At 43.3% G+C, this 23,267-nt stretch carries 18 protein-coding genes and 1 tRNA gene; 11 read left to right on the top strand and 8 right to left on the bottom strand.

The features are described from left to right. The first annotated feature begins 125 nt into the window (after window positions 1–125). The 6 genes from coaD (at window position 126) to IH598_05310 (ending at window position 7,976) form a co-directional block, all read left to right on the top strand. The gene (gene coaD, locus IH598_05335) at window positions 126–587 is read left to right on the top strand and encodes a pantetheine-phosphate adenylyltransferase (protein ID MBE0637922.1); all 462 of its coding nucleotides are present in this window, start codon (window positions 126–128) and stop codon (window positions 585–587) included. A 197-nt stretch (window positions 588–784) separates the two neighbouring features. Beyond that, on the top strand, window positions 785–4,087 hold the full coding sequence (gene secA, locus IH598_05330; GenBank protein ID MBE0637921.1) for a preprotein translocase subunit SecA: 3,303 nt from the start codon (window positions 785–787) through the stop codon (window positions 4,085–4,087). Window positions 4,088–4,494: 407 nt separating this feature from the next. Then, entirely contained in the window at window positions 4,495–6,144 is a 1,650-nt protein-coding gene (locus tag IH598_05325) for a phosphoenolpyruvate carboxykinase (ATP) (protein MBE0637920.1), read from the top strand. 166 nt (window positions 6,145–6,310) lie between these two features. Further along, the gene (locus tag IH598_05320; protein ID MBE0637919.1) at window positions 6,311–6,556 is read left to right on the top strand and encodes a hypothetical protein; all 246 of its coding nucleotides are present in this window, start codon (window positions 6,311–6,313) and stop codon (window positions 6,554–6,556) included. Further along, the gene (locus IH598_05315) at window positions 6,553–6,948 is read left to right on the top strand and encodes a type II toxin-antitoxin system VapC family toxin (GenBank protein MBE0637918.1); all 396 of its coding nucleotides are present in this window, start codon (window positions 6,553–6,555) and stop codon (window positions 6,946–6,948) included. The genes IH598_05320 and IH598_05315 overlap by 4 nt, the downstream gene beginning before the upstream one ends. A gap of 251 nt (window positions 6,949–7,199) precedes the next feature. Next, window positions 7,200–7,976: a hypothetical protein gene (locus tag IH598_05310; GenBank protein ID MBE0637917.1), complete on the top strand. Its 777-nt coding sequence runs from the start codon at window positions 7,200–7,202 to the stop codon at window positions 7,974–7,976. A 103-nt stretch (window positions 7,977–8,079) separates the two neighbouring features. Here the strand turns inward: IH598_05310 and xdhB are convergent, their stop codons facing one another. The 3 genes from xdhB to IH598_05295 form a co-directional block, all read right to left on the bottom strand. Further along, window positions 8,080–10,401: a xanthine dehydrogenase molybdopterin binding subunit gene (gene xdhB / locus IH598_05305; GenBank protein MBE0637916.1), complete on the bottom strand. Its 2,322-nt coding sequence runs from the start codon at window positions 10,399–10,401 to the stop codon at window positions 8,080–8,082. A gap of 15 nt (window positions 10,402–10,416) precedes the next feature. Continuing rightward, on the bottom strand, window positions 10,417–11,880 hold the full coding sequence (gene xdhA, locus IH598_05300; protein MBE0637915.1) for a xanthine dehydrogenase small subunit: 1,464 nt from the start codon (window positions 11,878–11,880) through the stop codon (window positions 10,417–10,419). A 108-nt stretch (window positions 11,881–11,988) separates the two neighbouring features. After that, complete coding sequence (locus tag IH598_05295) at window positions 11,989–12,702, bottom strand: toxin-antitoxin system YwqK family antitoxin (GenBank protein MBE0637914.1); 714 nt, start codon at window positions 12,700–12,702, stop codon at window positions 11,989–11,991. Between the two features lie 135 nt (window positions 12,703–12,837). On the opposite strand from IH598_05295, the gene recR reads away from it, so the two are divergent. Genes recR through mtaB form a run of 3 tightly spaced genes read left to right on the top strand, consistent with a single transcriptional unit; the run spans window position 12,838 to window position 15,747 of the window. Continuing rightward, on the top strand, window positions 12,838–13,458 hold the full coding sequence (recR, locus tag IH598_05290) for a recombination protein RecR (GenBank protein MBE0637913.1): 621 nt from the start codon (window positions 12,838–12,840) through the stop codon (window positions 13,456–13,458). Window positions 13,459–13,462: 4 nt separating this feature from the next. After that, window positions 13,463–14,464 (top strand): D-alanine--D-alanine ligase, encoded by a 1,002-nt coding sequence (locus IH598_05285; protein ID MBE0637912.1) that lies wholly within the window; start codon window positions 13,463–13,465, stop codon window positions 14,462–14,464. Beyond that, entirely contained in the window at window positions 14,461–15,747 is a 1,287-nt protein-coding gene (mtaB, locus tag IH598_05280) for a tRNA (N(6)-L-threonylcarbamoyladenosine(37)-C(2))-methylthiotransferase MtaB (GenBank protein ID MBE0637911.1), read from the top strand. Before IH598_05285 ends, mtaB begins: the two co-directional genes overlap by 4 nt. A 46-nt stretch (window positions 15,748–15,793) precedes the next feature. Here mtaB and IH598_05275 read toward each other — a convergent pair whose 3' ends face one another. Beyond that, window positions 15,794–19,210, bottom strand: coding sequence for a DUF4968 domain-containing protein (locus IH598_05275; protein ID MBE0637910.1), 3,417 nt, complete (start codon window positions 19,208–19,210; stop codon window positions 15,794–15,796). 97 nt (window positions 19,211–19,307) lie between these two features. Next, entirely contained in the window at window positions 19,308–19,712 is a 405-nt protein-coding gene (locus IH598_05270) for a transposase (protein MBE0637909.1), read from the bottom strand. A gap of 178 nt (window positions 19,713–19,890) precedes the next feature. On the opposite strand from IH598_05270, the gene IH598_05265 reads away from it, so the two are divergent. Continuing rightward, entirely contained in the window at window positions 19,891–20,367 is a 477-nt protein-coding gene (locus tag IH598_05265; protein MBE0637908.1) for a thiol reductase thioredoxin, read from the top strand. 40 nt (window positions 20,368–20,407) lie between these two features. Then, window positions 20,408–20,782, top strand: a complete 375-nt coding sequence (gene trxA / locus IH598_05260; GenBank protein ID MBE0637907.1) for a thioredoxin — start codon at window positions 20,408–20,410, stop codon at window positions 20,780–20,782. A gap of 108 nt (window positions 20,783–20,890) precedes the next feature. Here trxA and IH598_05255 read toward each other — a convergent pair. The 3 genes from IH598_05255 to IH598_05245 all read right to left on the bottom strand — a co-directional run. Further along, window positions 20,891–20,972 (bottom strand) — tRNA-Leu (locus IH598_05255). A gap of 72 nt (window positions 20,973–21,044) precedes the next feature. Next, window positions 21,045–21,971 (bottom strand): DMT family transporter, encoded by a 927-nt coding sequence (locus IH598_05250; GenBank protein ID MBE0637906.1) that lies wholly within the window; start codon window positions 21,969–21,971, stop codon window positions 21,045–21,047. Between the two features lie 423 nt (window positions 21,972–22,394). Then, window positions 22,395–23,267, bottom strand: an 873-nt coding sequence (locus IH598_05245; protein ID MBE0637905.1) for a hypothetical protein, incomplete at its 5' end; no start/stop codon positions are given.

Below are 23,267 nucleotides of genomic sequence, written 5' to 3'. Positions count from 1 at the left end.
CGACAAAAGTACATAAAATTAATCAGTTGGACATTTAATATGAAAATAAATATCAAAGCCTCCTCCCGGAATTGATGATTCAATAGTTGAAGTAAAAATTCATCTATTTTTGCGAAAAAAACACAATGATCAAAATTGCCGTATTTCCCGGGTCTTTCGATCCCATTACAAAAGGACATGAAGACATTATCCGGCGGGCTGTGCCCCTTTTCGACAAAATAATTGTTGCCATTGGCCAGAACCAGGATAAAAAGGTGTATTTTCCGATTCACAAAAGACTTGAATTTCTCAAAACTGTTTTTAAAGATTATCCTTCAATTGTCGTTGAGGAATATTCCGGACTGACAGTTGACTACTGCAAACAGGTTGGAGCTCAATACATACTGAGGGGGCTTCGCACCTCGGCAGATTTTGAGTTTGAACGCTCTATCGCACAGGTAAACAAACAGTTGCATCCTGAAATAGAAACCATATTTCTTCTCACCCTACCTGAATATACTGCTTTAAATTCATCTGTAGTCCGCGATATTCTTCGTCATGGTGGCAATCCGGAGCAATTTATCCCCGAGGGTTTAAAATTGACTTAAACTGTACTTCACCAATTTTCTCTCAAACATAAGGGAATCCAAGCACTACCTAACTTACTCCCCTACCCTTTCGATATTTTGAATTACTTTTGTGGCCTTAAAAACGTCATCATGACATAATGCCACTGAACGCTGAGTGAATGAAGTAAGGGCATTATTGTTGATTGATGGCCGTTTATTAATTAAACTTCGAATTTATGCTAGGTAAAATAATAAAGCAACTTTTCGGAACGAAAGCCGATAAAGACATGAAGGAGATTGATCCTTTATTGAATGAAATCCTTACCGCCTACGAAACCATCAAAACCCTCTCAAACGATGAGTTACGTGCGAAAACCTTTAGTTTCAGACAACAAATTGCTACCCACATTGCCGATGAAGAAAATAAAATTGTCGAAATAAGAAAACGCATAGAGGCTGAGATTGATCTGCCAATGGATGAGAAGGAGAAACTTTATAATGAGATTGACAGGTTAGAAAAGACCTCTTATGAAAAAACCCAGGACATTCTCAACCAGATTCTTCCTGAAGCTTTTTCCGTCATCAAAGAAACCGCTAAAAGGTTCAAGGAGAATGATGAAGTTGTTGTTACAGCCACACAGTTTGACCGGGACCTGGCAGCGCGCTATGACCATGTTAATATTGTAGGTGATAAAGCACATTATAAGAACCAATGGATGGCCGGAGGTAATCTGATTACCTGGGATATGGTGCATTACGATGTCCAGTTGATTGGTGGCGTTGTACTACATCAGGGTAAGATCGCTGAAATGGCCACCGGTGAAGGAAAAACACTTGTCGCTACCCTCCCTATGTACCTCAATGCTTTACCCGGCAAAGGGGTTCACCTGGTTACAGTCAATGACTACCTGGCAAAGCGTGACTCGGAATGGATGGGTATGCTCTATATGTTTCATGGGCTAAAAGTGGATTGTATTGACAAGCATGAGCCCAATTCCGAATCAAGGAGAAAAGCGTATTTAGCCGACATCACCTACGGTACAAATAACGAATTTGGCTTTGATTACCTGCGCGACAACATGACAGGTAATCCTGCGGAACTTGTGCAACGCCCCCATAACTATGCTATTGTGGATGAGGTGGACTCCGTATTAATTGACGATGCCCGTACACCTCTTATTATATCTGGACCTACAGCAAAAGGCGAGAATCAGTTGTTCGAAGAAATGAAGGACAATGTAGCCAGGCTTTACAATGCTCAGCGTAACCTCGTTACAAAATTACTGGCTGATGCCAAGCAAATTCTTACGGCGGATAATGTGAGCGACGACAACCAGAAAAAAGGAGGCGAATACCTGTTGAGAGCCCACCACGGGTTACCCAAAACCAAAGCGCTGATTAAGTTCCTTAGCGAGCCTGGCATGAAATCGCTGATGACCAAAACCGAAAGCTTTTACATGCAGGAGCAGAACAAACACATGCATATTATTAATGATCCGCTCTATTTTGTGATTGATGAAAAAAGTAACTCCATCGAACTTACTGAAAACGGTCACGATCTGCTAAGTTCTTCTTATAACGACCCCTCCTTTTTCATCATTCCTGACTTAGGCGCTGAACTGGCAGACCTTGATAAAACCAACCTGCCGGAAGATAAAAAACTGGAGAAACGCAATGATTTGATCCGCGAATTCTCCGTGAAGTCAGAAAGGATACACACTGTAAACCAGTTGTTAAGAGCGTATTCGATGTTTGAAAAGGATGTTGAATACGTGGTGATGGACAACAAAGTGAAAATTGTTGATGAGCAAACCGGTCGTATCCTCGAAGGAAGGCGCTATTCCGATGGACTGCATCAGGCCATCGAAGCCAAAGAAAATGTTAAGATCGAAGCTGCTACCCAGACTTACGCGACGATCACGCTTCAGAACTATTTCAGAATGTACAAAAAGCTCGCCGGTATGACCGGAACTGCTGAAACGGAAGCAGGCGAACTTTGGGATATCTATAAGCTGGATGTGGTGGTAATCCCAACAAATAGGCCAATTGTCCGCGATGACCGCGAAGACCTGGTTTACAAGACCAAGCGGGAGAAGTTTAATGCAGTAATTACCGATATTGAAAAATTAGTTGAAAAGAAACGTCCTGTTCTTGTAGGTACTACCTCGGTGGAAACGTCAGAATTGCTAAGCAGGATGTTAACCCGTCAGCACATTCCTCACAATGTACTCAATGCCAAACTTCATCAGAAAGAAGCAGACATTGTAGCAGAAGCCGGTAAGCCGGGCAGGGTGACCATTGCCACCAACATGGCTGGTCGTGGAACAGATATCAAGCTGGGACAGGGAGTTAAAGATGCAGGAGGGCTTGCCATTATTGGTACGGAAAGGCATGAGTCGAGGCGTGTTGACCGGCAGTTGCGCGGTCGTTCAGGACGACAGGGCGACCCCGGCAGTTCACAATTCTTCGTTTCGCTTGAAGATGACCTCATGCGCATGTTTGGATCAGAGCGAATATCCAAAATCATGGACAGGATGGGGATCAAAGATGGGGAAGAAATTCAGCACTCGATGATTACCAAATCCATCGAACGGGCGCAGAAAAAAGTTGAAGAGAACAACTTTGGCATTCGGAAACGGTTGCTCGAGTATGACGATGTGATGAACCAGCAGCGTGAAGTCATCTATCGTCGCCGCCGCAACGCCCTCTTTGGTGAACGTTTGGAGGTGGACATCTCGAACATGATGTACGACCTGTGCGATCAGATTGTTTCAGATTATCAGGAAACAGGCGACTTTGAGGGTTTCCGGCTGGAAGTGCTTAAAGACATGGCCATCTCAGCGCCTATGAACGAGAAAGAGTTCCTGCAGGGATCAAAAGATGAGATGACTGAGAAGCTATACGAAAAGGTGTATCAGTCGTACAAACTGAAAATGAAAGCTATAGGTGAGAAAGCTGCACCGGTGATCAAAGATGTTTATGAAAACAATACTACCTACGAAAATATTGCCATCCCCATCACCGACGGGCTGAAAACCCGCCAGATCATTGTTAACCTGAAGAAAGCCTACGAAAATGGTGGGCGGGAAATCAATCTTGCCTTTGAGAAAAGCGTGACGCTTGGCATGATTGACGAGGCCTGGAAAGAACACCTGCGCGAAATGGACGAACTGAAACAATCAGTGCAGGCGGCTACTTACGAGCAAAAAGACCCGCTTTTGATTTACAAATTTGAATCTTTCCAGTTGTTCAAACGGATGATACAAAAAATCAACCGCGAGATCACCTCTTTCCTCATCAAAGGCGACTTGCCAACTCAGGACCCGGGTACTGTTCGTGAAGCACACATTGCTCATCGTGCCGACAGACGCAGACTCCAGGAAAGCCGTGACGATCTTCTGTCGCAGGCGAACAGTCAAACACAGCAAAGGCAAAAACCTCAGCCTGTTAAGGTGGAGAAAAAAGTCGGACGCAATGAACAGTGCCCCTGCGGCAGCGGTAAAAAATACAAGCATTGCCACGGTAAAGGCGAGGAGTAAAATCAAATTTTTATCATTCAAGATAGAAGATAACCCACGTTGTGATCATTTTTAAAACAAAGTTCTTTATACTTTTAATGTACTCATTACCAGCAAGAAAACTCATCAAATTTGATTTTCAACGATTTATCTACCCCACCCTAAAGGGAGTAAATCGTTGAAAATCAATGCTCCCTTTAGGGTTGGGGCACTCATTGATTTTCAACATTTAGAGTTTTCTTGCTGGCACTACTTAAAGAACCTCAAGTACTTTATGAACTCTTTTTCCTTTTGTCTGTTTGCTCTTTTTTTTGTGATTTCTAAATACAGATGAACGAAAAATAGGACATTTGCAACCCCATTACTAAGTAGAAAACACATTAAATAATTTCAATAATTTATATTCATTTTTCAAACTTGTAAAGAACATGAACAACAATTTGAAGGAAAAACTCCACGCAACGGTTGAGGCTCACGGTAATGTTTTCAGAAACATAGCGCGCAGTGAGATGATCAGGATGGCTGTTGAAAACCGCGAGGCAATCGTTTCACATTCAGGGGCACTGGCGATGTGGACCCCGGAAGAATCCACAGGCCGTTCGCCCAAAGACACAGTGTCGGTTCGACGTAAGTCAAGCGAAAATACCATCGATTGGACCTCTCCAAATAACATACCCATCGACGAGGAAACGTTCGATATGCTTTTTGAGGATGCGTTAAATTTTTTGAAGGGGCATCCGGAAACTTATGTTATCGACCGCGTGGCCGGCGCCGACAGCAGGTATGCTCTACCCGTTAAAGTGGTCACTACCCGCGCTTTGCATGCCCTCTTTGTTGATAATATGTTCCGCCCGATCCCTGCAGACATTAGCAAAAGTATTTTTTGCGATAACGGGTTTGAACTCATCTGCATCCCTTACAGGAAGCTTGATCCGGACAGGTACAAAGGAAGACTCAGAACGCTTGAGAACGGAAAAACCTCAAATATGGCGGTAGCCATCGACTTCGATCGCCGCGTAGGGATTGTAATCGGCTCGGCCTACATGGGAAGCATGAAAAAGATGATTTTCACCGTAATGAATTACCTGCTGCCTTTTGAAGGAATTTTGCCGCTTCACTGCTCTGCAAACGAAGGTCCGAATGGGGACTCAGCGCTGTTGTTAGGCCTTTCGGGAACAGGAAAAACCACCCTTTCTGCCGATCCGTCGCGCGCTTTGCTTGGCGACGACGAGCATGGATGGAGCGATCATGGTATCGCCAACTTTGAATTTGGATGCTATGCAAAAATGATTGATATCAACCCAAACAAAGAGCCTGATATTTACGACGCTGTGATGCACAAGGACAATTATCTGAACCATGGCTCAATTGTGGAAAATGCAATGATCTATCCCGATGGTCGTTTCGATTTTTACGACTCGCGTTATACCCCCAATTCAAGAGCATCATACCTGCTGAGCTACCTGAAAAACATCAAGGAATCCTCAGTTTCCGGTCACCCGACCACCATCCTTTTCCTCACAGCAGACGCCTATGGCGTGTTACCTCCCGTTTCGAGACTCAATGAAGATGAAGCTATGCTCTGGTTCCTGATGGGCTACACCAGTAAACTGGCTGGTACGGAAACTGGCGTTACAGAGCCTCAGGCTACTTTCTCGCGATTTTTCGGACAACCGTTTATGCCCGGAAATCCTGATGTGTATGCAGGGATGCTTGGTGAGAAAATGAAGAAATTCAATACCAAGGTTTATCTGATCAACACCGGCTGGAGTGGCGGCGCCTATGGAACCGGCAGTCGTATTGACCTGACATTGACGCGCAAAATGGTGAATGCGGCACTTTCAGGAGAATTGGAAAAAGTTGAATTCGAAAGGGATAAAATTTTCCATTTGGATGTACCAAAAAGCTGCCCGGGCGTTCCTGATGAAATGCTTTGGCCAAAAAACACCTGGAAAGACAAAGAGGCTTACGACAAACAGGCAAAAATGCTTGCCAAAAAATTCAGCGACGCTTTCGATAAAAACTACGGCCACAAAAACATCAAAGAGAGTGTGGTGAAAGTTTGTCCCGGGAAATAAGAACTGTTTTGTTTCGGTTACTTATTACAGAAGATCAGTTTCTGGTTTATATAATTATAGATTACCTGGCCGATGGAGTAATTCAAAGCATTATTTTTCCACAACAAAACGGGAACAACCTTAAAAGAATTTTTATTTAATTTGCGGAAATTGAATAACTATAAAAATGAATACTTTAGATGTAAATACAAACTTGGTTGACAGCTACTATGTGTTACTGAAAAACCTGAGCCATGACGATAAGTTGGAGCTTATCGCCCGACTTTCAAATTCAATGACAACCACGAAAAAGACAAAAGATAACTCCTGGAAGTCATTGTTTGGTGCTTTAGTCCTTGACCAGCCTGTAGAAGAATTTATTGAAGGACTGAAAAAAGATAGAAATTTCAACCGTAAATCAGTTCGCTTGTGAAAAAGTATCTTTTAGACACCAATATTTGTGCTTATTTTCTCAATGGGAAATACAATCTTGACGAAAAAATTAATGAAGCTGGAATTGAGAATTGTCTTGTCTCTGAAATAACGATTGCCGAACTGAAATATGGAGTAGAAAAGAGCACTTACAAAGAAAAGAACAGGAAAATCCTTGAAACGTTTCAAACAAAATTTGGCATACTCCCGATTTTTCCTGCACTTGAAATTTATGCAAAAGAAAAAGCCAGACTGAAAACAAAAGGGAAGATTTTGGACGACTTTGATTTACTGATCGGAGCAACAGCCATTTTCAACAATTTCATTTTAGTAACAAAAAACGTAAGCGATTTTGAACGTTTATCCGAAATCATTATTGAAGATTGGACTTAATTTTAAAAAGAAACAAAGCAAGTAAGTTTCTGTTTTATAAAAACATGGATTACCTGGCCGATGGAGTATTGGCCAGGTTTTTTTATTCCTGATTTTTTCGATTCCAGGGTTATTTTAGGCGCCTGCCTGCGCTTCTTCCTTCCATTTAAAATCATCCAACAAAAATCTGAACATCCGGTTTTTTGGTTAACTTTGCCTGAAAAAGATGAATAAAGTGTTTAACGTTGGGTAAGATTTTTCGATAATAAAAGATGAAAGCGCTGATAATTTTATTAATATTATTGGAGACTAATAAGAGTTTTACACAACCATTGAATTACTGTGACTATTTCTCTCTTGATTTTACCGAGCGGGAAAATGGAGACAAGAACAGTCTTTATTTTCATATTGATGTAAATACAAAAAGAAAAACTGTTTTTGGCCGATTTGTCAAGGCACATGATATACGTTTCAAATATTTACTTCTAAAGTATTCAGACAAGCTACAAGACATAAAACAGTTATATCCTGATACGGCTTTAATTGCAGAGAGGTTTTGCAATGAGATTATCAGATCAGATTCCGTTCAATTATACTTTAGTGCATTAACCCCAAATAATTTGACTACATGGGATTTGAGGAATGATTCCTTTACTACACAAGAAATGATGGAAGTTGCATCCAGGTTTTTTTATTGCTATGATGTTTATGAGAGTGATACAACAATTTTGTATAAAATCTGTATCGGTATCCATGGACAAAATGAAGGTAACTCAAGTAAAGATTTGTTATTATTGGAAGCATTTACCATAGAAGCAATCATATTTTACATGTCGAAAAATAAGATACCGGATTTTTATTCTGATTTTGAAAGTTTCTTACAAATTCAGACTAGCGCAAAAAGGAAAGAATTCAAAGATTTTGATAGCTACTTAAAGGAAGTCCGTCAAATGTGTTATTTAGAAATGCAAATAAATACAGACCTTAAAAAAAGATTAGTTGAATATTATCTAGCGAATAAAAGAAATTTGAATTTTGAAATAAGATAAAACCGCACCAAACATACCTGGAAATGCAATAATGCCGGCATCAATTCTTTAATTCAGTAATTGACTTTTGCAGCATTTACAGGCTAGGCGTTAGCTCCAAGACTCAGGTTTTAATACCATTCCTGATCTTTTCGATCGCCTTTAAAATGACTTCATTGGTAGCAGGAAGCTGAAAATCGGGCTCAAGCTCATGATTTCCCACAGCCGAAATGGCGTCTTTGATTGCCAGCCAGACGGAGAAAGCGAGCATAAACGGAGGTTCCCCTACAGCTTTACTGTTCCTGATGGTGTCAGGATTAGGGGCATCGGCGAGCAGCTCAACATGAAATTCCCTGGGAATATCCCGAACCCCGGGAATTTTGTATGTGTCGGGTGAATGATTTAAAAGATTCCCACTCTTGTCCCATTTCATATCTTCGGTAGTGCACCAACCCACACCCTGTATAAAAGCTCCCTCCACCTGCCCGATGTCCACCTGGTGGTTCAGCGTGTTTCCGGTGTCCTGGATAATGAAAGTGTTCAGGATTTCGTGGTGGCCGGTCAGCGTGTCGAGCAGCACCTCCGAAACGGCCATGCCAAAAGCAAAGTAGTGAAACGGATTTCCCCTCCCCTTTTCCTTGTCAAAATGAATATCCGGCGTTTTGTAAAATCCGGTGGCGCTAAGGCTTACCTGGTTAAAATAGGCAGCTTTTACGAGTTCATCAAATCCGATTTTTTGTCCGGGGTTGTCTTTGCTGAAAATCTTATTTTCCGAAAAAACCAGGCTATCGGCGCTGCTTTGAAGGTGTCCGCCAATTGATAATAACCTGAAAGCGACGGGCAAAAGACGGGCTTTTAGTTTGTCAATGGCATTTTTCACCGCCATTCCATTCAGGTCGCTTCCTGATGATGCCGCAGTTGCTGATGTGTTGGGAACTTTGGAAGTGTTGGTGGCCGAAATTCTGATCCTGTCGTATGACAATCCGAGCTCTGCGGCTGTGATGTCAAGAATTTTGGTGTGCAGCCCCTGCCCCATCTCGGTTCCACCGTGGTTAACCAACACAGTACCATCCTGGTAAATATTTACTAAAGCACCGGCCTGGTTGAGAAATGAAGTGGTGAACGAAATGCCGAATTTTACCGGTGTAAGTGCCAGTCCTTTTTTAAAGAACTCGTTTTCAGCATTGAACTGATCCACCTGCTTTCTTAGTGGATGATAATTCGATTTTCTGACGATCAGGTCAAAGATATTTCCCAGGCGATTCAGTTCTACCTTCTGACCATAGTGGGTAATGTTATTTTTTTCGGTTTTGTATAAATTCAATTTTCTGATTTCTGCCGGATCTTTCTTCAACTGGCGTGCAATGCGATCAATCACGGTTTCAATCACTGCAATTCCCTGCGGACCACCGAACCCGCGAAAGGCTGTGTTGGATGGCAGGTTGGTTTTCCACGCAGTACCAATCACTTTCAGGTTTGGGATAAAATACGCGTTATCAATATGAAACAGCGCCCGTTCAAGGATCGCATTGGAAAGGTCGGTAGCTGCGCCGCCGTCGGAGTTCAGGCAGGCATCCAACGCAGTGATTTTGCCGTCATCATCAAAAGCGGCTTTGTAAAACGACAGAAAACGGTGTCGCTTGCCTGTCATAATTTGGTCATCGTCCCTGAACAGATGGATTTTGACCGGCTTATTTGTTTTGCTGGCGAGCAAAGCCGCCCAGGCAGCCACGTGGTTGGCCTGGGTTTCTTTCCCTCCAAAGGCGCCACCCATTCTTCTCATTTCGACAGTAACAGCATTGCGTGGAATGCCAAGCACTTCGGCCACAACAGCTTGTGTCTCGGCAGGGTGCTGCGTAGAACTGTACAGCTGCATTTCCTCTGTTTCGCCGGGGATGGCCAGGCAGGACTGGGTTTCGAGGTACCAATGTTCCTGAGCGCCGGTTTTTAGTTCGCCAAAGATGATGTTTTTAGCGTTTTTGAATGCGGAATTCACATCACCGGTTTCTATTTTACGATCACTGCTTAACCGTTTACCTGACTGCATTGCACTTTCGATGTCGAGAATTGCAGGCAGGGGTTCGTATTCAATTTCAATCAGTTTGGCTGCTTGTAGTGCAGTTTCCTCGTCTTTTGCAGCAATCAAAAAAATGGCCTGCCCGATAAAATTCACTTCATCAGCAGCAAGACAAGGCTCGTCGTGAACCACCGGTCCCATCTGGTTTTCACCTGGAATATCTTTTGCCGACAAAATGACTTCCACTCCATCAACTTCAAGCGCTTTAGTGAGACTGAAGTTTTTGATCTTTGCATGGGCATGTCGGCTGTAAACCACATGACCGTGCAGAAGTTTCCCTCCAACAAGCATATCATTCACATAAACTGCCTGGCCGGTAACATGGCCAACGGCGCTTTCGTGAGGTATCGGGTTGCTTTTTGTTTCCATCGCAGGTGATTTAGTTTAGATATCCTTAGTTTCGACCCAAAACTTGATCAGTAGATTTTTAGCCATTATTCTTCGTGAGTCAGCGTCGGCCCGTGCGTCGGAAATTGGCGAAAATTCATGATAAACAAGCTGCGCAGCTTTCTCCGCGACATCCCTTGACCAGATTTTTCCAACCAGATACGCTTCTGCTTTTTCTGCTCTCCTGGTCATTTCGGCCATTCCTCCATAAACCAGAATTGCTTTCAGGATGGTTTTGTAATCGTCGAACACAAGCTTGAAACATGCCGAAACCGACGAAATATCGAGGTCTTTGCGCTTGGAAATTTTGTAGCTCTTAATCAATTCGTTGCCTGCAGGTTTTGGAATAATTACCATAGTAATCAGCTCATCCAACCTGATGTCTGTTTTGCGATAGCCGGTGATGAATTGCTCCAGAGGAATTTCCCTCTGATGATTTTCACCCGCCAGTTTGATTTTACTTTCCATCGCCACGAGTACCGGCAGTGTATCCCCGATTGGCGAAGCCGAACCGATGTTTCCTCCCAGCGTCGCCAGGTTCCTGATCTGAAGAGAGCCAAACACCGCTAAAATGTCGGCCAGCACCGGCAGCCTGAATTTGCAAAATTCAAGCACTTCCTGTAACACCACACCCGAGCCAATCGCAACAACATTTTCGTCCTCCACGAGCATTTTTAATTCATTTACCGAAGAAATATCAAGGATTTTTGGAAGATGGATTTTTTTCTTGGTTTGAAGTAAAGCTACATCAGTAGATCCGTTCACAATCAGGGCATCGGGGTGTAACCTGCGCAGCCGGAGCGCTTCATCAAAGGAGAAGGGTTTTAGGTATAGCTGGCCACAGGCATTTAATTCAAGGGAATTTTTGTTCTGATTCAACTCGTTGAGTAAATCAACAATGCCATCCTCTGTTGATGAAAAATGATCGGAATGGTCTCCGGAACATGCTTTTGCGGCTGCGTCAACAATTGGTCGGTAGCCGGTGCACCGGCAGAGGTTTCCGGTGAGAGCATCTGTAATTGTCTCTTCGACCGGATTTTGATGGGTTTTGTAAAGTGCAAACAGCGACATGATAATTCCCGGGGTACAGTAGCCACACTGACTACCACCGGCTTCCACCATGGCTTGCTGCACCGGGTGGAGCAACAGGCGGCCATTGTCATTCTGTGCAAGATTTTCGATCGTAATTAATTGCTTACCATGGATCATCGGCAGGAAAAGCAAACAGGAATCGAGACTTTTGTATTCCAGTCCGCCCCGCCCATTCGGCTCGGCCACTACAACAGTGCAGGCGCCACAGTCTCCCTCGGCACAGCCCTCTTTAACTCCCTTGTGATTGTCGAGTGAGCGCAGGTAATTCAGCACTGTGGTGGATGGTTTGAAGTTCCCGCCTCCGGAAAAATCAATTTTTACTACCCTGCTGTCTAAAACAAAGGCTATCGAATGACTAAACTCATCCATATGAATGGTGATTCAAAATTTGAGCAAATGTAAGTCAAAGTGGTGATTTGTGAGGTTAAAAGTTTGAAATTACGCTGGCTGGGATTGATTGAGATGTGTTTAAGCTGACTATTCCTCCAGGTGTTTTTCGCTGCTGATCAGTGTCCCTTTTTCCCATTCTTCGGTGAGCATAAGTGCCCCCTCATCATTGTAATGGTTCCAGCGCCCTTCTTTGAGATCCTCGTGATAATTTCCTTCTGAACTTATGATGCCATTCATGAAAAAATATTTTGTCAGGCCCGAAAGCTTCCCTTCCTTATAGTTAGCTTCCAGCTTAGGTTTTCCATTTCTGAAAAACTGCTTCCATTCACCTTCTTTTATGTCGTTAGAATAATTCAAAATTTCCACTATTTCACCATCCTGATCAAAGGCTTTCATCTCGCCGTTCTTAAAACCGGCTGAATAGGTTTCGGTTGTGAGAAGATTTTCAAATTCATCCATGAAGCGCCAAAGGCTGTCTTTCTTCTGATCAACGTAAAGGCCTTCGCTCATCATCTTACCGTTCGGATGGTAGGTTTTTGTGTAGGACCAGCTGCCATTCCCGCTGATTTCCGAAACAGCCTTTATTTTGCCATCTTCATAGTAATGTTTGAACTCCCCTTCGGGAATATCATCGCGGAAATAACCTTCATAACGAAGCTTGCCCTTTTCATCCGTCTGCCTCCAGATTCCCTGTTTCCTGCCCATCTCATCTTTCTGATTGATGGATTGGTCATTTTGAGCAAAAACAAAAACGGTTGCAAAAACCAATAGCGCTGTAATAAAGATGCCGGGTTTATTCATCTGAAATGATATTTTCAAGATCGAACGAAAAACAGCGCTATTTATTGAAAACCGCAATCATCGCTGCGATCCGAAATTTTCAGTCAGGCCTCAAAAAAAGTTACTTTTGCAACCTGACAAACAAACGAATTTTTCTTGAGCACTTACTCGTCGAAATTATTGGAAAATGCTGTGGATGAGCTGTCGAAACTGCCGGGAATTGGACGAAAGACAGCACTTCGGCTTGCTTTACACCTTCTGCGTGGCGACAAAAATGATGTTGCACTGCTCAGCGATGCATTGCTGAAAATGCGTAACGACATCATGCATTGCCAGGTTTGTCACAACATCGCAGACCGCGATGTATGCGACATTTGCAGCAACCACAAGCGCAACCGGTCGGTGGTTTGCGTGGTAGAGGACATCCGGGATGTGATGGCCATTGAGAATACCTCGCAATTCAGCGGGCTTTACCATGTTTTGGGCGGTATTATTTCGCCGATGGACGGCATCGGGCCTGGCGACCTGACCATCGAAATGCTGGGCAGGCGGCTTGCCGAAGGGACGATCAGCGAGGTGATCCTTGCTTTATCTGCTACTATCGAAGGCGACACCACAAGTTTTTACATTTTTAAAAAAATAAAAGATTTCGACGTGATTGTAACCACCATCGCACGCGGTGTGTCAGTTGGCGATGAACTGGAATATGCCGATGAGGTTACCCTCGGAAGGTCAATCATCAAGCGCATTCCGTACGAAAAATCAATTAATCATTGACAGGATGAAAAAGCAAATTGCAGTAATTGCCGGAGGTGATTCCGGTGAGTTTGAGATTTCGATAAAAAGTGGGAAAATGGTGGCCGGCGCCATTGATCCCAGCTTGTATGAAGTATTGCTTATTACAATCAAAGGAAGTAACTGGTATTATGATTATAACGGGAAGCGGATACAAGTAGACAAAAACGATTTCAGCGTAACTATTGAAAACCGGAGGATCACTTTCGACTGTGTTTTTTGTGCGATACATGGCACACCGGGCGAAAACGGCAAGCTGCCGGCGTACTTCGAGATGCTCTCCATCCCTTACACCTCCTGCGACAGCCTTACTTCGGCCTTAACATTTAACAAAAACCTTTGCAATCGCGTGGTGGCAGGTTTTGGCGCCAACATTTCGCCCTCCGTACATTTTTTTCAAAAAGATAAGATTGAACCACAATCCATCCTCAAAAGCATGAACCTGCCGGTTTTTGTCAAACCCAACGCAGGCGGATCGAGCGTGGGGATGAGTAAAGTGAAACAACCGGAAGAACTCATGCCGGCCATCGAAAAAGCCTTTCGTGAGGACTCGGAGATTTTGATAGAAGAATTTGTTGAAGGCCGTGAACTTACCTGTGGCGTGATGGAGACGCAGGGCAGGATGTATGTTTTTCCAATCTGCGAGATCATCAGCAAGAAAGAGTATTTTGACTTTGAAGCCAAATACGACCCCTCGCTCGCCTCAGAAATCCTCCCCGCTCCCATTCCTGAGAAGCTTGAACTGGAAATCAAAGAAACCTCAGCCTACCTTTACAAAAAACTGAATTGCCATGGAGTTGTGCGTTTTGATTACATCTACTCCAAAAACCGGAAAAAACTCTTTTTCCTCGAAGTAAACACCGTTCCGGGATTGACCGGGGAGAGCATTGTTCCGAAAATGGCAGGCGAAATGGGAATTCCATTGAAGGAGTTATTTTCGATGCTGATTGAGGATGCAATCGATAGACATAGCGTTGGAACCAGGTGAAAAAAATAACTTTTAAGACATTAGGCTGTCGCCTCAACCAGTTTGAAACCGATGCACTGGCCTCTCAGTTTCAGAAAAATGGATACACCGTCGTCGATTTTAATGAAAATGCCGATGTGGTGGTGGTCAATACCTGCACTGTAACCGACCAAAGCGACCAGAAATCAAGCCAGATGATCCGGCAGGCAGCACGTAAGCACCAGGGCGCCATGCTTGTTGTTACAGGCTGCATGGTGAACAATCACAAGCAAACGCTGGAAAGTAATCCTGACAATCTCATATGGTTTGTTGAAAACGAGCAGAAAAGTTCCATTTTTTCACTTGTTGACGGACATTTTAAAGGAGAAATTATCCATCCGGAACGTTCTGATCAAAACCTTTTTAACTACCAGGCGGCCGAAAATACCTTCCACACCCGCAGTTGGATAAAAATTCAGGATGGCTGCGATAATTTCTGTACTTTCTGTATCATCCCAAAAGTGAGGGGAAGAGCTACCAGCAGGCTTTGTGAAGATGTGCTGGAAAATATCCGACAGGTAGTGGGTTTTGGCTTTAAAGAAATTGTCCTGACAGGCGTCAACATTGGTCGCTATAAAGCTGGTGATGTTGATTTTGAAATGTTGGTGGAGAAGATTTTAGAATTGCCCGGAGATTTCAGACTCAGGATTGGCTCTATCGAACCGGAGGGTTTTGGAGACCGGCTTCTTGATCTTTTTGCTCACCCTAAGCTTACCCCTCACCTCCATTTGTGCCTGCAAAGCGGTTCAGACAACATACTGTCAAAAATGCGCCGGATGTACACCGTTGGCGGGTTTATGGATATTGTGAACAAGACAAAAAACCGTTACCCCGATTTCAATTTCACCACCGATGTGATTGTCGGTTTTCCGGATGAAACTGAAGAGGATTTTAATCAAACCCTTGATGTTTGCAAACAGATCGGCTTTGGCCATATTCACACATTCAAATACTCGGTCAGAAAAGGAACCCGTGCCGAACGGATGTCCGAACAAATCCCGGAAGCGATGAAAACAGCGAGAAGCGAGATGATCCGTAACCTTGCTGAAGAGCTAAAACGGAACTACCGCTCCTCGTTGATCGGAAAAGAACAAACCTTACTTATCGAAAAAAGCAAATCCGGCATTGCACAGGGATACGGAGAAAACTACGTGCCGGTTAAGATCAGGGGAAAAAATATTCCCATTAACGAATTTGTAAAAGCCAGGCTGGTTTCATTGAATGAAGGCGATGAACCGTCATTTCTTGGGGAATTGATCGTATAAATGGGTTTGAAATGAGCAGTGGGTAATACTTAACCACTCATTTTCATTATCGCACCAAACTTACTTTTCGGCTCACCCATCCATGATCAGTCCTTACCTCGACATAGTAAATCCCATCGGGTTGACCGGATAAATCAATCGTTGAAATGTGTCCATTGAGGAGATGACTGAATTTTTGAGTAATCAGTTTTCCGTTTAGATCGTAAACATTTACACCCAAAATGCGGTCATCTCCAACACTGATTGAAACCTTTCCGGTGGTTGGATTAGGAAAGAAACGTATTGAATTTCCTTCATTCTGATCCGGTGTGGAAGTTAAAGACAGGAGCTTTATCTGAAATGCAGCATTCAAGGGTAAAGATTGAGTTTTTACATGGACAATGCCCAGCCTGTCCGCCGGATCATAAAACCAGCCATCTTCAGCTTGCTGCAATGCTTCAAGGGTTGGGTATTCCACCAGGGTTGTTTCATTCAGCAACACACCATCCGGTTTTGAGTGAAGATGAACCTCAAATAAATTTGAACGAAATATTGGCATGCCTTCATAATTTCCTATGCTTTCGTTAACAGTGATGGTCACCTCTCCCCCACTTCCGAATGCCGGCCCTTCACATTCGATCAACGTTTTCGCAAATGCGCCTTCCCTATGTTGTCTGGTAAGACCATCGTCCTCATACAATTCGAAACCGGAATACCCATTAGGGTAAACATCAAATGTGACCGGGTCTTTCGGGTATTGGTTATCATAAAGCATTTCGGGATACATTGGGATAATGGCTCCTGCTTTCACAAAAACAGGGAGCTTATCCAGAGGAGCTGAATAGCCGTTTAAAGTCAATGGCCCTAAAAAAACAATTCCGTCCCAGTAATCAATCCATTTTCCGGCCGGGAAATAGATGCTGTCACGAATCAGTTGTGGTTTGAAAACAGGCGCCACAAGCAACCATTCGCCGCTCATGAACTGATATTGTGTGGTTTGATCACGTGTAACAGGGTCGTCGGGAAACTCAAGAATCATGGCTCTTACCATGGGTGTGCCTGTCTCCCAGGCTTCATTGCAGTAGGTGTAAATATAAGGAGTAAGCCTCATTTTCAATTTCAGATAAGTCCTGTTGATATTGGTGATGTTTGTGCCATAATTCCAGGGATGTTTATCGCTGGCAGCCCAGCCCGACATACAGTAAGTCACAGGGATAAAGGTTTTCCATTGCAGATCACGTGTATAGCTTGGGCCACTGCCACCAAAGATGCCGTCCACATCACTCGAAGCATAATTGTAACCCGACAACCCACTGCCCGTAAAAGTAGGGATATGAAAACGGATGTATTCATAATTACCGGATTGATCTCCAGACCAAACCACTGAGTAGCGCTGCGTACCAGCCCATCCACACACTGACCAGACAAAAGCCCGGTGATCGCTGTTCGATTCGATGCCGTCGTAAGCACTTTTACAGGCATTCAGAGCATTCAGATAACCGGAACCAACCCAGGCTACATCGAGTTTACAGGCTCTTGTGCCGGCAGTTCCTACTTCCCAGGCAATCTGTCCAACACCGTTTTCTGTCCACAGTCCTGTCCAGAATCCCAGGTCATGAAGTTCCGAAACTAGAACGGGCAAATCGGTATAACCACAACCATAACCATCGTTTGGCAGAATCCATCCTCCTGGCAGGTCGTTATTCCGGTACGGCTCGGCTACAAGTTCAATTACATCCGGGGTGGTCTGTCCGTTCACGTTGTAACAATCGGCATCGCCCAATTCAAGACCCCACCTCGGGATCAGCGTAGGGCGGCCTGTGAGCTCAGTATAGCCATACAGGATTTCTTTCAGCAATGGACCATAAAAATAAAAGCAGTCAAACCGATATTCAGTGTGTGAAGCACCGATATACTCAGCTCCTTTGAAATCATATTCTCCCGGGCTGAAAGTATTTCTGAAAGCACCATAGCCGTTTGTGCTCATGTAAAACGGAACCGGGTTGGGTACAGCGCCATCGTCCCAATGGGTAATCTCTTTGGAAATTTTGATTTTGGTTCCCTTGTGCGAAAAATAACCGTTCTGCATCCCACCACCATAGAAATATTCATTTTCATCCGTCTCGAGGTATTGAAAAGTCCGGGTTCCAAAATCCAGCCCGTGAGATTCTTTCCAGATTCCGGTAGTATTATCGTTTCGGTAAAGCTCAAATCTCAATGGGTTTTTGTAAGCCCTGAGCGTCAGTTCTTCCGTTGTAATTTTATAGTAGCTTCCCTCATCTGTCCAATTGATGGTGATTAAAGGGAAATCATAATCTGCTACAATGTGATTTCCTGCCGGGTTTAAAAAATTTCCGTTTGGCGCCAGCCAGATACGAAACATATCATCTTTGTAAAATATCACCCTTACTTTAGCGGCGCCACAGGTGATCAGGGCAGTGCAAGTATCAGCAGAGAAAGCTGTAATTTGTCCTATCACTGTAGAATTGCTGACCAGCGTTTTGGTTAGCGTGTCGTTGTTGTTGTTTTCATCATTGGCCAGTGATGTGTAAAATTTAAAGTTGTATGACCCTGATGCATTCATATTGATGGGCATAAACTCCACATCAACTGACTGATTTGAGGGTAACGGTGTTGTTCCGGCAGTTACTGTCACCGTTTCGCCGGCAATCCCCTGGATCGTGTAGGTCACATCAAAGTCTTCATTAATAGGCTGTGAACCAAAATTCTTGACCCTTACAATCAGCGGCTCTGCCCATGAATAATTATCGGGTGTGGTTTCAGGGGCTACCAACTTGCTGATACCGGCGTCGTGGTCGGTGTCAATATAGTAAACCGGCCCAAAAATAGTTCCGTGTAAAGTTCCTTTAGAGTCATAACAGGTATTTCCGCTGCCCTCGTCGAACTTGTAATAATGCCGCAGGTCGTCATAGTTGGGATGTGAGGGGTCAACAGGCTGCCCGGCATACTGCTGAATAACAGCATCGCTGAGCACGATATTCCAGATCCTCAGTTCGTCAATCTTAGCTTTCAGCGATGCATCGGTTGTATTTTTACTGATCCATCGCATCGGAAAATTGATGGAAGCGCTCACCGTGCTGTTTAACATCCCGTTGACATAAAGCTTTGTTGAAGTACCATTGTTGGTGATGGCCAATGCCACCCATTGCCCGATAGGACAGATATAATTGAAATACCAGTCCATAACTCCCGAATGGGTAAAACCTACTTTCGTACCCCAGTACTGCTCGATCCGGATGCCACTATTGCCGTCATTTCCCGTGAGCAGGTGCTGGTAATTGTCGGTTTCGTTCTTGTTCACCATCACTTCCACACTCCAGGGTGGAGCAATGTCGGCGCCATTCAGCAAAACATAATCTGTTCCACCATTAAAGTCGAGGGAGTATTGACCAACCAATAATACCGGAAGACAGAAAAAAAGACCAACAAACAAAGATTTGAAAAAGAGCTGAAACGTTCTCATCGATTCCATATTTAAATGAGAAACAAAGCTAAGGATATTTTCAAACCGGTGGTAAAAATTTATATCCCTTCGATTAGAATTTTCTGGCGCCAAACAATTATTGATTTTCAACCATGTTCAAAAAACCCTGTTTAGCAACGCATTCCGAAATCTTTTTCTTGAATTTCCAGCATGTCATCTGGCGTATTTCTATTGTTCGGGAAAGGTCGTATGATGAAATTTCAGGCTGTCCGCATACCAGGTAAGCAATCTTAAAAGCCTCGTGAAGTGGAATTTTGCACCGATGAAAAATTGTGTGTGCAGTAGCTGATTCATCCGTTTTACACCGTGTACATCGGCGTGAAAAAGGAGTTTTACCCTGGCAATAGTTTGTATGACCACATTTACGGCACACATAGCCATCTTTCCATTTCTCCGTGGCAAGAAATTCAAGGCATTTTTCATCCTCCGAGAAGATGGATTCAAACTCTACCTGTTTTAATTGTGAAAAGATATCTTTCATATAAATGGCTATTTTTAAACAACTTAAGTAAAAAAAACAAGATCATGCAAAAACCTGAATGAACTTTATTTTGCAAAAATAGTTAAAAGGTGATACTTAAACGATTTAAAATAAAAAAAGATATTATTTTTGCAGCCGGAATTAAGACAGAACAATTAACCATTTAACACGATAAAACATGAAAAAAATCAGTTCCTTATTGCTCATTGTGACCTTTGTTGCATTAGCTGCTTATGGTTGTAACTCTACTTCGGGTAACGGCGCAGGTAATTCACCTGATGACAAAACCAGCGTAAAAATTGAATACCTTACAAAGGAGACCTTCAAACAAAAGATTTGGGATTACGAGAAGAACCCGCAAACCTGGGTTTATGAAGGCAAAGAACCGGCTATCATTGATTTCTATGCTGACTGGTGTCGTCCTTGCCGTATGGTGGCTCCCATTCTCGACGAGCTTTCGGTGGAGTACGATGGAAAAATCAAGATTTACAAGATAGACACCCAGGTCGAACGTGAACTCGCCGGTGTTTTCCAGGTGCAGAGCATCCCTGCATTTCTTTATATTCCTATGGAAGGTCAGCCACAAATGGACAAAGGGTTGAAAGATAAAGAGACATTCACCAGGATCATTGATGAAGTCCTCTTAAAGAAATAATTAAGTATTGAGTCGAATTAACACAAAACAAAATAAACACATGGAACATTTAACCAAAGACACCTTCATGTTGAAGGTTTTTAATTATGAGCAAAACAAAGAATGGAAATTCGAGGGTGAACTCCCTTGTCTGATAGATTTTTACGCCGACTGGTGTGGCCCCTGCAAGATGGTTGCACCGGTGCTTGAAGAACTTTCAAAGGAATACGAAGGGAAGATCAATATTTACAAGGTGGATACTGAAGAACAACAGGAATTATCGGCTGTTTTCGGAATCCGCAGCATTCCCTCCCTGCTCTTCTGCCCAAAAAATGAGCAGCCGCAGATGGCACAGGGTGCATTGCCCAAGAACACGCTTAAGCAGGTGATTGACGACGTGCTCCTGAAAAGCAAAAGCAGCGCCAGCAAAAATTAATGGATTGGTTTGATTGAGAAGCAAAAGAGGCTATCTCAGGAGTCTGGATTTCCAACGAAAGTTGAAAATCGTTTTTAAAGACTTAGGAGAGAGCCTCTTTTTAATTTGTGCGGATGAAGGGACTCGAACCCCCACGCCTTCCGGCACCAGATCCTAAGTCTGGCGCGTCTACCAATTCCGCCACATCCGCAAAATTGAGGCGGCAAAGATATATCTTTCTCTTTTGGTCAAATCTATCCGGGAAAAAAAGTTTGAAGCTTCTTCAGTGATTGGCAGCTTTTCCTGGTTTCATATTCAGTTTGATGATTGCAAATATCATCACTGCTGCACTTATCCACTGCACAGGAGTAAAAAGACTTCCATTGAAAATATAGTCAAAAATCACTGCAGAGACCGGAAACATCAATTCGCTGATGGTAGCCATGATGGCTTTAACCTGCCTTAATCCGTAATAATACAGAAATATTGTACCGGTTCCGGTAGTGAGGCAAATGATGGCAATAAAGAGCCAGTTAATTTTCGTGGTTACTGCAAATTGCCCAAAGTCTCCAAAACCAAGCATAATAATCAACATGATCAGGCTGGTGAAGCCGTAGCGGTAAAATGCTGAGGTAACAAAACTGTATTTTCCGAGTATCATTTTTGAAAATACTGTTGAACTCCCAAACGAAAAGGCGGCCACCAGCGCCAGCAAAGAAGCTTTTAGCGTATTCCCACCGGTTTCAAAATCGGGCAGAGCAAGCCCGAAGGTGAGGAAATAACCACCAATCATGGCTAACCCGGCCCAAACCAGGAAATTTTTACCGGTTTTTTCACCCAAAAAGATAACTGCGAGCAGGATAGCAAATATGGGTTGAAGTTTTTGCAGTAAAACAACAATGGACAAGTGGTTGAAATTGAGCAGGAAGAGTGCCTTGACAATGGCAAGGGTTCCAAACGCACCGCCAAACAAGGCAATGAGCAGGAATATCGTAAAGTCGGATGCGGTGAAATTCCGGAGGTGGCGATATTCCCTGTAAAGCACGAAATTCATTAACAGGAATGGAAAAAGATGCAAGATGAAAACCACATAACTCACCTCGAGATTATAAAGTCTCGGTGTAAGAACAATACCATCGAAACCCCACAACACAGCTGCTAAACTTACGGCAGAGGCGCCCAATACAAAATTCTTTCTTTCCGGCTTCATCGTTTAAAATTAAGCGGCAAATGTAACCAAAAAACGGTTCCTTATCAGGGATTTTCAACGGCAGACTGCAGTTGATCCTATTCATAGTTCCGATCAGGTATCGCAGATCAAAGTCAATGATGAGTGTGTCACACCTATTCTTATCGTAAAACTTATCCTACCAGGAGGGAGTGTCCGACAACCTGTTATAGCCTGAATAAATTTCGTTTTCTTCCTTAAATTTAGAAGCTTATCATTTCGTGCAGAACATCATCAAATTTTGAGGCTCATTTCAGAATACAGAGTCAATAAAGGAGTCATACAACATATTCCGATTTTACGTTCGGAATACAAACCTGGTTTTACACCTTTTCCAAATATTCCCTGTTATCTCACGGGAAGTTATCTTTTGATTTTATGTTCAACGCTATGAGAAGCCTCCAACTAATTCCTGAACGTAAACCTTGAAACCAGGTCGAGATTGATCTTAAACTTATCGATGTGAATATTGCTCAAATCTTTTAAGGCTTCTTCTTTATCCAATGATTCGACCAGGGTTACCAGAAGGGGTGCACTGTTACCTGGAGCATCCAACCAGGTTTGGAGGAACTGCCCAAATGTTTCTGATACAGTGTCGTTCCGTAATTTGTCAAAAAAATCTTTAGACTGATCAGTCATTCCGGTGACCATGGCAAGGAGTACCATAGCGGCAGCATAATGCTCAAGCTCGTTGCTGTCGGCAAATGCAAATCTAGGATGAATACGGATTACCCTGTAGATATTGACATACCGCTTGATCGTTCTTGGTGTATCTCCTATCAGGAATGAAATGCCCTGCATAAACCTGACTTCATCAATGGATATCTCAAGCAATGCTGATCTTAGTTTAGTTGCTTCTTTATTCTTTTGTGATTTGCCAGGCACAGGTTTTACTTTGGGTTGAGCGTTTGTGATAACAGTTTGTCGTAAAGAGGTTTGTACAGGAGAAACTTTATTCACCTGATTCTTCGACTGACTACTCGATTCTTCAACCTCAATGTTTTTTGGTTGCTCAATAGTGATGGTATCTTCTATTTTAGAATCATGTTTACCGGTTGTTATATTGAGCTGGGATTCGATCAGCTGGTCTTTTCCTTTGTCATCGATGGGTTTGAGTAAAAATGGGATCTGGAAAATTTTTTCGATATAATCATAGGAGGTTGCTACTGTACCAATGAATTTCTGATTTCTCAACCTTATGCGATGCGCCTCATCAATTCTATATTTGAACAAAGGATTTTTTACTGTGATCCCGCTTGATTCAACATTAAGCAGGTC

The sequence above is a fragment of the Bacteroidales bacterium genome (genome assembly GCA_014860585.1).
Classification (GTDB): domain Bacteria; phylum Bacteroidota; class Bacteroidia; order Bacteroidales; family 4484-276; genus RZYY01.
The sequence above is the reverse complement of the archived record's forward strand: the minus strand, read 5'-3'. Positions and strand labels throughout refer to the sequence as shown.

Coding starts and splice junctions, on each gene's coding strand:
- IH598_05295 (MBE0637914.1), bottom strand. CDS start 12,702: ATGAATAAACCCGGCATCTTTATTACAGCGCTATTGGTTTTTGCAACC.
- IH598_05325 (MBE0637920.1), top strand. CDS start 4,495: ATGAACAACAATTTGAAGGAAAAACTCCACGCAACGGTTGAGGCTCAC.
- xdhA (MBE0637915.1), bottom strand. CDS start 11,880: ATGGATGAGTTTAGTCATTCGATAGCCTTTGTTTTAGACAGCAGGGTA.
- IH598_05320 (MBE0637919.1), top strand. CDS start 6,311: ATGAATACTTTAGATGTAAATACAAACTTGGTTGACAGCTACTATGTG.
- secA (MBE0637921.1), top strand. CDS start 785: ATGCTAGGTAAAATAATAAAGCAACTTTTCGGAACGAAAGCCGATAAA.
- xdhB (MBE0637916.1), bottom strand. CDS start 10,401: ATGGAAACAAAAAGCAACCCGATACCTCACGAAAGCGCCGTTGGCCAT.
- IH598_05270 (MBE0637909.1), bottom strand. CDS start 19,712: ATGAAAGATATCTTTTCACAATTAAAACAGGTAGAGTTTGAATCCATC.
- IH598_05285 (MBE0637912.1), top strand. CDS start 13,463: ATGAAAAAGCAAATTGCAGTAATTGCCGGAGGTGATTCCGGTGAGTTT.
- trxA (MBE0637907.1), top strand. CDS start 20,408: ATGGAACATTTAACCAAAGACACCTTCATGTTGAAGGTTTTTAATTAT.
- IH598_05250 (MBE0637906.1), bottom strand. CDS start 21,971: ATGAAGCCGGAAAGAAAGAATTTTGTATTGGGCGCCTCTGCCGTAAGT.
- IH598_05275 (MBE0637910.1), bottom strand. CDS start 19,210: ATGAGAACGTTTCAGCTCTTTTTCAAATCTTTGTTTGTTGGTCTTTTT.
- IH598_05265 (MBE0637908.1), top strand. CDS start 19,891: ATGAAAAAAATCAGTTCCTTATTGCTCATTGTGACCTTTGTTGCATTA.
- IH598_05310 (MBE0637917.1), top strand. CDS start 7,200: ATGAAAGCGCTGATAATTTTATTAATATTATTGGAGACTAATAAGAGT.
- coaD (MBE0637922.1), top strand. CDS start 126: ATGATCAAAATTGCCGTATTTCCCGGGTCTTTCGATCCCATTACAAAA.